The 13,019-nt window shown below is 40.3% G+C and carries 11 protein-coding genes; 9 read left to right on the forward strand and 2 right to left on the reverse strand.

Features of this window, described 5'->3' with window-relative positions:
- Window positions 1-10 precede the first annotated feature (10 nt).
- Entirely contained in the window at window positions 11-1,069 is a 1,059-nt protein-coding gene (gene pspF / locus HJP15_RS05330; protein ID WP_054454955.1) for a phage shock protein operon transcriptional activator, read from the reverse strand.
- A gap of 187 nt (window positions 1,070-1,256) precedes the next feature.
- Here pspF and pspA point away from each other — a divergent pair, with 187 nt between their 5' ends.
- The 8 genes from pspA to HJP15_RS05370 all read left to right on the forward strand — a co-directional run bounded on the left by pspA (window position 1,257) and on the right by HJP15_RS05370 (window position 7,787).
- On the forward strand, window positions 1,257-1,916 hold the full coding sequence (gene pspA / locus HJP15_RS05335) for a phage shock protein PspA (RefSeq protein WP_054206312.1): 660 nt from the start codon (window positions 1,257-1,259) through the stop codon (window positions 1,914-1,916).
- A 62-nt stretch (window positions 1,917-1,978) separates the two neighbouring features.
- Window positions 1,979-2,212, forward strand: a complete 234-nt coding sequence (gene pspB, locus HJP15_RS05340) for an envelope stress response membrane protein PspB (protein ID WP_054206313.1) — start codon at window positions 1,979-1,981, stop codon at window positions 2,210-2,212.
- A complete protein-coding gene (gene pspC, locus HJP15_RS05345) occupies window positions 2,209-2,610 on the forward strand; it encodes an envelope stress response membrane protein PspC (RefSeq protein ID WP_054206314.1) in 402 nt (133 codons plus the stop codon). Before pspB ends, pspC begins: the two co-directional genes overlap by 4 nt.
- A gap of 57 nt (window positions 2,611-2,667) precedes the next feature.
- Window positions 2,668-4,083, forward strand: coding sequence for a YcjX family GTP-binding protein (locus HJP15_RS05350; RefSeq protein ID WP_170173197.1), 1,416 nt, complete (start codon window positions 2,668-2,670; stop codon window positions 4,081-4,083).
- A complete protein-coding gene (locus HJP15_RS05355) occupies window positions 4,080-5,105 on the forward strand; it encodes a TIGR01620 family protein (RefSeq protein WP_170173198.1) in 1,026 nt (341 codons plus the stop codon). The genes HJP15_RS05350 and HJP15_RS05355 overlap by 4 nt, the downstream gene beginning before the upstream one ends.
- Before the next feature lie 146 nt (window positions 5,106-5,251).
- Window positions 5,252-6,433, forward strand: a complete 1,182-nt coding sequence (gene megL, locus HJP15_RS05360; protein ID WP_054206316.1) for a methionine gamma-lyase — start codon at window positions 5,252-5,254, stop codon at window positions 6,431-6,433.
- A 202-nt stretch (window positions 6,434-6,635) separates the two neighbouring features.
- Window positions 6,636-7,433, forward strand: a complete 798-nt coding sequence (gene phhA / locus HJP15_RS05365; protein WP_054206317.1) for a phenylalanine 4-monooxygenase — start codon at window positions 6,636-6,638, stop codon at window positions 7,431-7,433.
- Window positions 7,434-7,442: 9 nt separating this feature from the next.
- On the forward strand, window positions 7,443-7,787 hold the full coding sequence (locus HJP15_RS05370) for a 4a-hydroxytetrahydrobiopterin dehydratase (protein ID WP_169326960.1): 345 nt from the start codon (window positions 7,443-7,445) through the stop codon (window positions 7,785-7,787).
- Window positions 7,788-7,843: 56 nt separating this feature from the next.
- On the opposite strand, the gene HJP15_RS05375 is transcribed toward HJP15_RS05370, so the two are convergent.
- Complete coding sequence (locus HJP15_RS05375; protein ID WP_169326959.1) at window positions 7,844-8,137, reverse strand: hypothetical protein; 294 nt, start codon at window positions 8,135-8,137, stop codon at window positions 7,844-7,846.
- Window positions 8,138-9,079: 942 nt separating this feature from the next.
- Between HJP15_RS05375 and hrpA the strand changes: the two genes are divergently transcribed.
- Complete coding sequence (gene hrpA / locus HJP15_RS05380; RefSeq protein WP_054206320.1) at window positions 9,080-12,967, forward strand: ATP-dependent RNA helicase HrpA; 3,888 nt, start codon at window positions 9,080-9,082, stop codon at window positions 12,965-12,967.
- Window positions 12,968-13,019: the final 52 nt, after the last annotated feature.

A 13,019-nucleotide genomic window follows, 5' to 3' on the forward strand; every position in this document is an offset into this window, starting at 1 on the left:
TAGCCCCTGACTATGACTGTTGATCTAGTAAGTTATATTTTTTTAAATAACCTCGTAATTGATGATACGTTAAACCGAGTATTTCTGCAGTTTTCTTTTGATTAAACTGGCTGTGCTCAAGCGCTTTATTGATCAAATCGATTTCGAATTCATTGGAAAGATCTTTTAAACTACACGGAAATTGAATGGGGGCAGCGCTATGTGTGATCACACTCTCATTTGGCGTAGTTAAAACAGGCGCGGCTTCGAGTGTTTTTACAGGTGCTTTAATACGATGTTTTGGTCTGAACTTGCTTTCAAAAGGGTCTAAAATAATCTGGTGAACGGGGATATGTTCATTGCCGTGGCGATACAGACTTCGCTCCACTACATTTTTAAGCTCACGAATATTACCGGGCCACTCATATGACTGTAAAATATCAACAGCACTACGAGTAAAACCACTGAATAATTGCCATTCAAGATCACGCGCCATGTTGATTGCAAACTGCTCAGCTAACAGCATAATATCTTCTTGGCGTTCTCGCAGCGGTGGCAGTGTAATAACATCAAATGCTAGGCGATCGAGTAAATCGCTTCTAAATTCGCCTTGTTCAGCTAGGTAAGGTAAATCTTCATTGGTAGCGCATACTAATCGGGTGTCGACTTTTATAGTTTGTTTACCACCGACTCGCTCAAACTCACCATATTCAATGACACGCAGCAGCTTTTCCTGAACCATCGCAGAAGTGTTTGCGAGTTCGTCTAAAAAAAGTGTACCGGCGTTTGCGCGTTCAAATCGTCCTTCATGGCGTTTGCTCGCCCCTGTAAATGCACCTGTTTCATGACCAAACAGCTCACTTTCAAGTAGGTTTTCGTTCAATGCAGCGCAGTTAAGTTTAATATAGCTTTGCTCCCAACGTTTTGACAAGAAGTGCAAGCGGGCTGCTATTAGTTCTTTACCTGTGCCTCGCTCACCAATAATAAGGACCGGCTTATCTAAACTTGCTAGCTGCGAAACCTGATCAAGCACAGCTAAAAAGCTGTCTGATTGACCGAGTAAATTGTCTTGTTGGCGAAATTGGCTCATATTCCCTAACTCTTAGTCATTTTTACTAACTGTTAGTGTATTTCATAATTGCAGAGAACTAAAGGAATTTGTATTTTTAGTTTAACTTTTTGAAAGTATTAATGTATTTTATATTTTATAAAGTTGGCAAGCATATTGTAACAGTAACTGTAGACCAATTAAGTTAAACATCACAGAGGTAAATATTATGGGAATTTTTTCGCGTTTTGCAGATATCGTTAATTCTAATATCAATGCCATTTTAGATAAAGCAGAAGATCCTGAAAAAATGGTACGTCTTATCATTCAAGAAATGGAAGACACGTTAGTTGAAGTTCGTTCAACCTCAGCTAAAACGTTAGCAGAGAAAAAAGAATTAGTGCGTCGTGTAGATACATTAAAAGCGCAAGTAGCTCAGTGGCAAGATAAAGCTGAACTCGCATTGAGTAAAGATCGTGATGATTTAGCTCGTGCAGCATTACTTGAGAAGCAAAAATCTGCTGAAGCGGTAGCAGCCGTTGAAAGTGAATTAAGTCATGTCGAAACACACATTGACAAATTACAGCAAGAAGTGAGTACGTTACAAGATAAGCTTGCAGATGCAAAAGCGCGTCAAAAAGCGATTATCTTACGTCAACGCTCTGCAGAGTCACGCCTTGAAGTGAAAAAAGCATTGGATAGCTCTAAAGTTGAAGATGCCCTTAATCGCTTTGAACGTTACGAAACGAAGATTGATGGTCTAGAATCACAAGTAGAATCGTACGATTTAGGTAAAAAGTCATTGGCTGATGAGATTGCAGACTTGCAACAAAATGAGCAAATTGATGACGAGTTAGCAGCACTCAAAAAGAAGTTAGCTGATAAATAAAAATATATGGGGCCCGTGTGCCCCTGCTTAAACTATCAAATACGGATTGTCAGGAGAGGGTTATGTTTGATTCAGAGGTAATAATTGTACCATTTGTTATGTTTACGATTTTTGTCGCGCCACTGTGGTTGATTTTACATTATCGTAGTAAAAAACAAGTAAGCCAAGGCTTGAGCGAACACGAACATCGCCAGCTGCTGGAACTTGCACAAAAAGCTGAAAAAATGGCCGACAGAGTTGAAACATTAGAAGCATTGCTTGATCAAGAGGCACCACAGTGGAGGCGTAAAGTATGAGTACCAAACGCGAATTATTAAGAGACCCACAACGTGGAAAAATAGCGGGTGTATGTGCAGGGCTAAGTGATTACTTCAATATGGAGTTATGGTTAGTTCGCATTATATTTGTCAGTGCAGTCTTATTGACTGGCGGTCCATTATTTGTAGTGGCGTATATTGCAGCCTGGTTTATTTTAGACAAAAAAGACTCGTCGACACAGTTTAAAGATCAGTCAAGTAAGCATGACGATCCGTTAGAAGTAAAATTTAAAGTATGGCAAAAAGGTGAACCGCCTCGTCGCGCTTTACAAGATTTGAAAGATCGTTTAAATCGTGTTGATATACGTTTACAAGATATGGAACGCTACGTTACTTCAACCGAGTTTACGGTTAGCCGTGAAATTAATAAGCTTTAAAGGATTCAATAGCACTTTAGCTGCCTAATACTTATGCCGCTGAGGTGCTCAATCATTATGATTAACACTTCATTTGCAAAAAGCACATTAAAAAAAATAAAGGGCGGAGCGCAAAAAGCCGTACATCGCAGTTTAGATCAGCATGTAAAATTAGCGGTTACAGGCTTAAGTGGCAGTGGTAAAACTGCGTTCATTACAGCTTTGGTGAAACATTTGACTAGCCAGGCGAATGAAAAAAACTTACCGTTTTTTGATGTTATGCAACAGCAGCGTCATATCGCTACAAGAATAGTTCCACAAGAAGCCCTGACAATTCCTACTTTTGATTATCCTAAAGCTTTGAGTGCATTACTGCCTACAGAAGGACAACCAAGGTGGCCGTCATCTACTGAGCGTATTAATACCCTGCGCCTTGCAATCAAGTATCGTAGCGATAGCGGTTTACGAGGACACTTTTCACCGCAGTCAACTTTGTATCTAGATATCATTGATTACCCCGGTGAGTGGTTGCTGGATTTACCTATGCTACAGCAAAGTTATCGGCAATGGAGTGAGCAACAATACGCGTTATTGCAACAGCCTCCACGAGTGGAAAAGTCACAGGCATTTTTAACTGCACTTGCAGCCCTTGATTTACATGCGCCAGTAGATGAGAGCGCGTTAAGTGACATTGCCACACAATATCAAGCTTTGCTTGTTGGCCTTAAAAAAGACACTAAACTTGCCATGTTGCAACCTGGGCGGATGTTAATGCCTGGAGAACTTCAAGGCGCACCACTGTTACTGTTTTTTCCAGTTGCAGGCTATACAGAGGACGCGATTGCGGGTTCTAATTTAGCGCATTTACAAAAACGCTTTGATGCGTATGTAAAAGAAGTGGTAAAGCCTTTTTATAGCCAACATTTTCGACATTTTGATAGGCAGATTGTATTAGTAGATGTACTGAGCGCGCTGAATGAAGGACCTGAAACACTGCAAGAGCAGGGCGATGTAATAAATCAATTACTCGCACATTTTAATTATGGTGAAACAGGCTTTTTAAAACGTTTATTTAAACCGAATATAGATAAGTTACTTTTTGCGGCCAATAAATCAGACCATATAAGTGGTGTTCATCATAAAGATTTGGCTCTACTGCTGGATTCATTAGTTCATGAGCAAAGTAACCACTTAAAGTTTGATGGTGTAAAAATTGAAACAATGGCAATGTCATCAATCACTGCCACCATGCCAAAACAAGTGACGGAACAAGGCAAAACACTTAATTGTATTTATGGCTTGCCGTTATTAGAGTCGCAATGGTTAACTTATTTACCGCCACAACCACCAATGCGAATGCTTAATAAAGATGAATGGCCAAGCCATGGTTTTGAGTTTTTATCATTCTCGCCAATGCCAAGCCCTGACAAGCAGCTAAAACATATACGTTTAGATCATGTCATGCAGTACCTTTTAGGAGATAAACTAACATGAGCGAGACAGCTTCACGTTTTCAAGCTGGCCGACGTATTGATACTGCGCCAGAGACATTAGAAAAAGAGCCCGAATTAACCACTGCAAAAGTGATTGATCAAGGTGGGTATGAGCACAGTGTTGATGATCTACCTGAAGCTGATATTGATTTAGCCCCAGTGTATAAAAAGTCAAAATGGCAAACCCTCAAAGGGGTATTTGCTGTGAGCTTTATTGGCTTGGTGCTCCTTGAGTTTATCTTTTCAATGGTTATTACCTTCCAGCAATCAATCATCTTTGGTTGCGTATATTTAATAGCTGTGCTCAGCGGTGTATTGTTATTAGGGCGTTTACTGTGGCGTGAGTATAGAATGTTACGTAGCTTAAAACGCAATCAATTACATCGCCATGAAGCAGACCGTTTACTCAATAGTGAGCAAGTAGGCGGGGCATTGCCTTGGCTTGAAAAGCTTAATAAGCATCAGCAGTTAACAGGATTTGATGAATTTAAAGCAAGTATTGATAGTCATCATAGTGATAAAGAAATTATGACTTTGTACGCCGATAGTTTACTAGTGAAGCAAGATACGCAAGCTAAAAAGCTCATTAACCGCTTTGCTACTGAGTCGGGTTTGTTAGTGGCATTGAGCCCTCTGGCGTTGGTGGATATGATGGCAGTGTTGTGGCGTGGCACTAAATTGATTGAGCAAATAGGCAAAATCTACGGTATCGGTTTTGGTTACGCCAGTCGTATTAAACTTTATCGTATGTTGATCAAACAAGTGATGTTTGTTGGTAGTGCAGAGTTAGTATCTGATTTAGCTGCAACGGCGCTGAGTGCTGAGCTTTTAGGCAAATTATCAGGGCGTGCAGCACAGGGCTTAAGTGCTGGGATATTTACCGCACGGATCGGTTATAAAGCTATGGAGCTAAGTCGTCCGTTACCGCGACTTGAGCATAAGCGCAGTTTGCTTAAAGGAACAGCGCAATTAATTGCCAGTAAAATCATGGGCCGAAAGCCGTCTGTATCAAAAGAGGAGTAACAAAAAGGGGGACTGACAACATATATGTACAGTCTCCCTAAGATCCTGTACATACTCTAGCCATCTGAGCATCCGGCATGCTTGTGCTTTAGAGCGCGATACGTTTAATTATGACCTATTGATAATAATTAAAATGAGCAATAACAATGAATACACTCCACATCGACAGCCAGTGCATCCATGGTCCTGAAAAAGCCAACGATCCTCATGGTGCACTCACATCACCTTTATATCAAACTTCAACGTTTCATTTTAGCAGCGCCGCACAAGGAGCTGCACGCTTTGCAGGTGAAGAGCCGGGGTATATTTATACTCGATTAGGCAACCCAACAACAACCGAACTGGAACAAAAAGTGGCGCAGTTAGAAAGCTGCGAAGCGGCAGCTGCAACAGCGACCGGTATGGGGGCTGTTTCGGCGTCGGTATTAAGCTTCTTATCGCAAGGTGATCATTTAGTGGCATCAAGTGCATTATATGGCTGTACGTTTGCCTTTTTTGCTCACATGTTGCCGCGCTGGGGAATTGACGTCACATTTGTAGATATGACTGATGAGCAGGCATTGCGTGATGCTATAAAACCTAATTCAAAAATGATTTTTGCTGAAACACCTGTAAACCCAACAATGGCAATAATTGATTTAGCGCTAATAGGGCAAGTTGCAAAACGACATAGTTTAATCAGTGTGATCGATAACACCTTTCTCACACCGTTACTGCAAAAGCCCATTGATTATGGCATAGATTTAATTGTTCACAGCGCGACTAAATACTTAAATGGTCATGGTGATGTTGTGGCAGGGCTTGTGTGTGGTAGTCAAGAGCACATTACATTAATTAAGATGACGGTGCTCAAAGATATTGGGGCGACCATCAGCCCCCATGACGCTTGGTTGATTAATCGTGGCTTAAAAACGTTGGCGATCAGAATACAGCGCCATTGTGAAAGTGCTCAAATAATTGCCGAGTTCTTAGAGCAACACCCACAAGTGAATACGGTTTATTACCCGGGTCTAGAGTCACACCCTGGGTTTAAGTTTATTGGTAATCAAATGAAGGCGGCTGGTGGTGTTATTGCATTTGAGCTTAAAGGCAGCCTTAAAGATGGCGAGCAGTTTATTAATAGCACTGAGCTTTGCACGCTAGCAGTAAGCTTAGGGGATGCGGAAACACTTATTCAACATCCTGCATCGATGACGCACTCACCTTATACTCCAGAAGAGCGTGCAGCGGCTGGTATTAGTGATGGATTAATTAGACTTTCAGTTGGCTTAGAGGATGTTAACGATATTATAAGTGATCTTAACCGCGCCTTTACTTGTATAACTTGATTTGTAATTAAATGTTTACGGTAATAATCGCTTTTAGCCTTTGCTCTACTTGGTGTGTAAACTTAACCGTTTTTTAGTGTATACAAAGGTGTACAAAAGGCATGTTAATGGCCTGCGCAGATATTGGCTCTGCTATTAAACTTTGGCTTACATTTGCTTAGTATCACTGCAACAGGTTCGGTTTAACACCAAGAAGGTTATAATGGCTAAAGCAAGTAAATACACCTCCAGAACACCAGATGAAAATGGTGTGATACATTGGAGCGATGAAGAAAATAAAATATGGTCAGAACTGGTCGCGCGTCAGCTTAAATGCATTGAAGGCAAAGCCTGTAATGAATACATGGAAGGCCTAAAAAAAATAAACTTGCCCCATGATCGTATTCCACAATTAAGTGAACTCAACGAAGTGCTGCTAGCCACAACAGGTTGGCAAGTAGCGCCAGTACCTGCGTTAATTGACTTCGACGAGTTTTTTCGTTTATTAGCGAACAAGCAATTTCCAGTTGCGACATTTATCCGTAGTCGCGAAGAGTTTGATTATTTACAAGAACCTGATATTTTTCATGAAATATTTGGTCATTGCGCTATGCTGACAAACCCAGATTTTGCTGAATTTACGCATAAATATGGACAGCTAGGTTATGCAGCGCAAAAGAAAGACCGTGTTTATTTAGCACGTATGTACTGGTTTACCGTTGAGTTTGGACTTATGCAAACAGACGATGGACTGCGCATTTATGGCGGTGGTATTTTATCAAGCCCTGGCGAAACACAGTATGTGTATTCAGATACGCCTGAAATCAACGCAATGAATGTACTTGACGTATTACGTACCCCGTACCGAATTGATATTATGCAGCCTTTGTACTACACCATTAATTCTATCCATGATTTGTTTGATATTTCACAATTGGATATTATGGCATTAGTAGAGCAAGCAAAAGAATTAGGGTTACACGACCCAAAATTTCCTCCTAAAGAAAAATTAGCAAGTTAAGGATTTAAGATGTCATCATTAAGCGCACAAAAATGCGAAGCCTGTCACGTTGATGCTCCAAAAGTATCGGATGAAGAGCTCGCAGAGTTAATTAAAATGATCCCAGACTGGGTGCCTGAAGTACGTGATGGTATTATGCAATTAGAGCGAGTTTATAAATTTAAAAACTTTAAACAAGCCATCGCATTTACAAACAAAGTAGGTGATATGGCAGAGATAGAAGGCCATCACCCTGGTTTATTAACTGAGTGGGGCAAAGTAACAGTTACATGGTGGAGCCACTCTATTAAAGGGCTACATAAGAATGATTTTATCTGTGCTGCAAAAACAGATGAAGTATTCGCTGCACTATAAGTCAATACACAGTTCTGCCCAAAGGACATAAAAGGCGCTTAATGCGCCTTTTTTCATTAAACAAGTGTCCAAATAGCATATATTGGTAAAACAACAGCCCAGCCAGTTAAAGCAACAAAAAGTAACGTTGTTTTCCAGGAGGCAAATGTTTCTGGCTTAGATTCTTGCCAGTTTTTGTTAACAAGAATTATCGATTTGAAATCAGCTTGAAAGTTATCATCCACAGCATATATACGGTTTTCCAAAGTATAATCAATCGCATTTCTAAGTGTTATAAGTCCTTCTTTATTACCTAAAATACAATCTGTATCGACTTCGTTATAAATCTTGATCCAAGGTTTTTCCGACATAAAACTTCCCATGGCACTTAAAGAATCCAGTGAAATTAACTTACAGAATTATCATACTAACCACATTAATGTTCAAAGTGAAATTATCTAATGTATGTTGTTATTTTTACTTATAATAATATTGAACTAAAAATAGATAAATTCAATGTGAGATCATGGTTTTTTAGTAATTATTATTCAGTAGTGATTTAAGTCAGTTTTATATTAGGTTGTGTTTATTTTCACTTTAAGATGACTTTTATTTTTATGAATTCAATTACATAGTGCTTCAGCTCGCACGCTATGTGCCTGAACAGGTGTTTAAACAGATTACCTCGTTAATTTTACATGACCCTGTGAATTGCACATAAAGGAATTAAAAAGTTAGAGGTAAGTATAGACGTTAGACTAATACCATCATCAATTTAAAAATGATGTGTATACTCAAGCAGTGATCCTAATTAGAAGCTAGGGCGTGTTGGCCTTTGTGGATTGAAATTTGTTCAATCTAGGGGCGATTCAATCGCGGCGCGAGGTTTGTAACCTAGCGGGCTCGATAACTGCTCCTGCGTTATTCTACTGGCTCATATCCATGTGAGAATAAGTAAAAACCGAGCAAAGCTTCCGCGTCCTGCTCACGCCCTTTATCTACCTCCATGGAGGTAACAAAGAGTCAATCGCCCCTAGGAAGAACCCTTTGGGCAGCACATGTTTGGCATTTATACTGCGTTATCGCCAATTTATGGGGAACATCACACACCATAGGTGCTGCCTTGCCTAAATACCAAACATACTGCTGCAAAATCAATCACGAAAGGTCAACACGCTCTAGAGAGGGTATCGATTTTAGCTTGAGCTGATTTGGGCATATATTATAAAATTTAATATTGCGGCAAAGTTAACCACAGCGGTGAAGTTTGCTATAATTGCGCGTCTTTAATTCAAATTTATAAGGTAGTCGGGGTGGTAAACCTAGGTCAATTATTTGGTGAACTCAAAACGTGCTTAAGAAAAGATCAATTCATCTTTAAAAAACGCCTTCATGGCATAAAAAAAATAACTGATGAAACAAAACAAATTGCAGTGCTTGAAAAGATCACCGCTGACATTGCGCGCAGTCAACAATTGCGTGAGGTGCGTTTAGCTCAATTGCCAAAAGTTACTTACCCAGAGCAGCTGCCTGTTAGTCAGAAAAAAAATGATATTAAACAGGCGATAGCGAATAACCAAGTGGTGATCATCGCTGGTGAAACCGGTTCAGGTAAAACCACACAGATACCTAAAATGTGTTTAGAGCTGGGTCGTGGTGTTGATGGTTACATCGGGCATACCCAGCCACGGCGTTTAGCCGCGCGAACAGTTGCGGATCGTATTGCCCATGAAATGCAATGTGAGCTTGGTCAGCAAGTAGGTTTTAAAATCCGTTTTAGTGATCAAGTGTCTAATAATAGTTATATAAAATTGATGACTGACGGTATTTTACTTGCCGAAATTCAGCAAGATCGATTTTTAAATCAATACGATACTATCATTATAGATGAAGCTCACGAACGCAGTTTAAATATCGATTTTATTTTAGGTTATTTAAAAAACTTATTACCAAAGCGCCCAGACTTAAAAGTTATTATTACATCTGCAACCATTGATCCACAGCGCTTTTCAAAACATTTTAATGATGCGCCAATTATTGAGGTTTCAGGGCGGACATTCCCAGTTGATGTACGTTATAGGCCATTGATTGAAATTGACAAAGAGAATATGGAAGCCGAAGGCGATCAGCTACAAGGTATTTTTGATGCCGTTGATGAGTTGTGCCAAGAAGGCCCTGGTGACATATTAATCTTTTTAAATGGTGAACGGGAGATTCGAGATACTGCTGATGCATTGAGTAAACGTAATTTAAAAGGGGCTGATGTGCTCCCACTTTATTCGCGATTATCAAATGCAGAGCAAAACAGAATTTTCGCTCCGCATAGCCGTCGTCATATAATTTTATCAACTAACGTGGCTGAAACATCATTAACTGTACCGGGTATTCGTTATGTAATTGACCCAGGCACGGCGCGTATTAGTCGTTACAGCTACCGCACTAAAGTGCAGCGTTTACCAATTGAGCCAATATCACAAGCCAGTGCAAACCAGCGTAAAGGGCGTTGCGGGCGTGTTGAAGCCGGTATTTGTATTCGCTTATACGCTGAAGATGATTTTAATTCGCGTCCAGAATTTACTGACCCAGAAATACTACGTACTAACTTAGCGTCTGTTATTTTAAAAATGTTGGGATTAGGCCTAGGTGACATGGCGCAATTTCCGTTTGTACAAGCGCCGGACAGCCGTAATATCAACGATGGCTTAACATTATTAGAAGAGCTCGAAGCCGTTAAACCGACCAAGAGTAATCGCGACACTCAGCTAACTAAGTCAGGCTTAGAATTGAGCCGTTTACCCGTTGATCCACGGTTGGCTAAAATGGTGTTAACGGCGCATAAGTTAGGTGCATTACGTGAAGTGATTGTTATTGTTGCGGCGCTATCGATACAAGACCCACGAGAGCGGCCGCAAGAAAAACGTGCAGCGGCCAACGAAAAACATGGCCGATTTGACGACCCTGATTCAGATTTTATTGCCTTTTTAAATTTATGGAATTACCTAGAAGAGCAGCAAAGTGAACTAAGTAATAGCCAGTTTAGGAAGTTGTGTCAAAAAGATATGCTCGCGTATATGCGTATTCGCGAATGGCAAGACATTGTTTATCAGCTAAGTACGGTATGCAACGAAATGGGCATGAAAGCCACAACAAACGTGGCTGATGGCGATAAAGTGCATCAAGCATTACTCAGTGGCATGCTTAGTCACATTGGTTTTAAAGATGAAAAGCAACTGTATAAAGGCGCACGAAACAGTCAATTTCATATTTTCCCAGGTTCAGGATTGTTTAAAAAGAGCCCTAAGTGGTTAATGTCGGCTGAGCTTGTTGAAACCAGTAAATTATATGCGCGCGTCAATGCCAAAATAAATATTGATTGGGTTGAGCCGTTAGCACAACATTTAGTAAAACGCAGTTACAGTGAACCGCACTGGGAGAAAAAACCAGGCGCAGTCATCGCATTTGAACAGCAAGTATTATATGGGTTGATCATTGTTTCAAAGCGCCGCTGTGTGTACAGCAATATAGATCCTAAAGTGAGTCGCGAGTTATTTATTCGTAGCGCGCTTGTTGAACAGGACTTAGGCCAAAACGAAGGTTTTTTACAATTCAACCGCGAGTTGATTGAAGATATTCAAACACTTGAGAATAAAAGCCGACGCCGCGATATTTTAGTCGACGAACAAACTTTATATACGTTTTACGATAAAAAAATTCCGAGCGATATTAATAATCGAACGGCATTTAACAAATGGTATAAAACGCAAAAGCAGCAAAACAAACATTATTTACAAATGACCCGTGATGATTTGATGCAGCACGGTGCAGACAGCATTACTGAGTTTGATTATCCCGATCTATGGCAGCAAGGTAATTTAATGTTACCGCTGAATTACCACTTTGATCCAGGCCAAGCAGTTGATGGTGTAGCAGTGCAAATTCCTGTCGCACTATTAAACCAAGTGCAAGAAAGCGGTTTTGACTGGCATATACCTGCATTTCGTCATGAATTAATTTGTGGCTTAATTAAGTCACTTCCTAAATCGTTGCGTCGTAACTTTGTACCCGCACCCAACTATGCAGATGCGGTATTGGCTGCTATAGAGCCTATGCAGGGGAACTTACTGGAAGCGTTAAGCACACGATTGTTGCGTATGACCGGCGTTAAGGTCGAGCCTGATGCATGGGATTTAACAACCCTTGCCACTCATTTACGTTTGCAGTTTGAAGTACGCGATGAAAAAGGGGGGGTGTTAGCACATGGTATGGATTTAGCTAAATTAAAAGCACAGCTGCAAGGTAAAGTGACGCAAACCCTATCAAAAGTGGCTGACAAAGGCATTGAAAAGAGCGATTTACTGACATGGGATTTTGGTAAATTACCGCTCTCGTATGTGAAAAAACAAGGCCAGTATGAGATAAAAGCATACCCGGCACTGGTGGATAAAAAATCATCTGCAGCAGTTGAGTTGTTTGATAATGAGATCAAAGCACACGCTGCTCATCAGCAAGGTTTACGTCGATTAGTGTTACTTAATGTTCCTTCGCCGATAAAATATTTACAACAAAACTTACCCAACAAAGCTAAATTAGGTCTATATTTCAATCCATTTGGTAAAGTCGCTGATTTAATTGATGATTGTATTGCAGCAGGGGTAGATAGTTTGCTCGTAAAACTCGGTGATGTACGAACAGAGCATGCGTTTGAACAAGTAAAGGAACAGGTCCGTGGAGAGTTAGGCGATACTGTCGTTGCTATTGCAACGCAAGTGGAGCAAGTATTAAGTATTGCGCATGCGTTGCATAAAAAGATGAAAGGGCGTGTAGATTTAACCATGATCACGGCGCACGGCGATATTAAAAGCCAATTAGAGTCTCTAGTGTTTAAGGGGTTTGTATCCAATCACGGGGCAGATAAATTAAGTGATTTAATCCGTTATTTAAAAGCAATAGAAAAGCGTTTAGAGAAACTACCTGTTGACCCAAACCGTGACAGATTATGCGTGCTTGAATTAGATAAAGTAGCGCAGGAGTATCAAAAGTACCTTAAAAAGATACCACAAGGGATGCCTATTCCAGAGTCGTTACAGACAATTTTTTGGATGCAGCAAGAACTGAGAGTATCCTTATTTGCACAAACGTTAGGGACACCTTACCCGATATCAGGAAAGAGGGTTCTGAATGCATTAAAAGAGCATGATTGATCAATATTTAAGCTTGCATTTTATTGCAAGCTGAGTACCTTAAAGGAAGGAT

The organism is Pseudoalteromonas sp. NEC-BIFX-2020_002, assembly GCF_013002825.1.
Classification (GTDB): domain Bacteria; phylum Pseudomonadota; class Gammaproteobacteria; order Enterobacterales; family Alteromonadaceae; genus Pseudoalteromonas; species Pseudoalteromonas neustonica.

Bases quoted from the DNA above. Each gene is read 5' to 3' on its own strand.
- megL (WP_054206316.1), top strand. From the start codon at position 5,252: ATGAATACACTCCACATCGACAGCCAGTGCATCCATGGTCCTGAAAAA.
- pspC (WP_054206314.1), top strand. From the start codon at position 2,209: ATGAGTACCAAACGCGAATTATTAAGAGACCCACAACGTGGAAAAATA.
- HJP15_RS05355 (WP_170173198.1), top strand. From the start codon at position 4,080: ATGAGCGAGACAGCTTCACGTTTTCAAGCTGGCCGACGTATTGATACT.
- HJP15_RS05370 (WP_169326960.1), top strand. From the start codon at position 7,443: ATGTCATCATTAAGCGCACAAAAATGCGAAGCCTGTCACGTTGATGCT.
- pspB (WP_054206313.1), top strand. From the start codon at position 1,979: ATGTTTGATTCAGAGGTAATAATTGTACCATTTGTTATGTTTACGATT.
- pspA (WP_054206312.1), top strand. From the start codon at position 1,257: ATGGGAATTTTTTCGCGTTTTGCAGATATCGTTAATTCTAATATCAAT.
- pspF (WP_054454955.1), bottom strand. From the start codon at position 1,069: ATGAGCCAATTTCGCCAACAAGACAATTTACTCGGTCAATCAGACAGC.
- HJP15_RS05375 (WP_169326959.1), bottom strand. From the start codon at position 8,137: ATGTCGGAAAAACCTTGGATCAAGATTTATAACGAAGTCGATACAGAT.
- HJP15_RS05350 (WP_170173197.1), top strand. From the start codon at position 2,668: ATGATTAACACTTCATTTGCAAAAAGCACATTAAAAAAAATAAAGGGC.
- phhA (WP_054206317.1), top strand. From the start codon at position 6,636: ATGGCTAAAGCAAGTAAATACACCTCCAGAACACCAGATGAAAATGGT.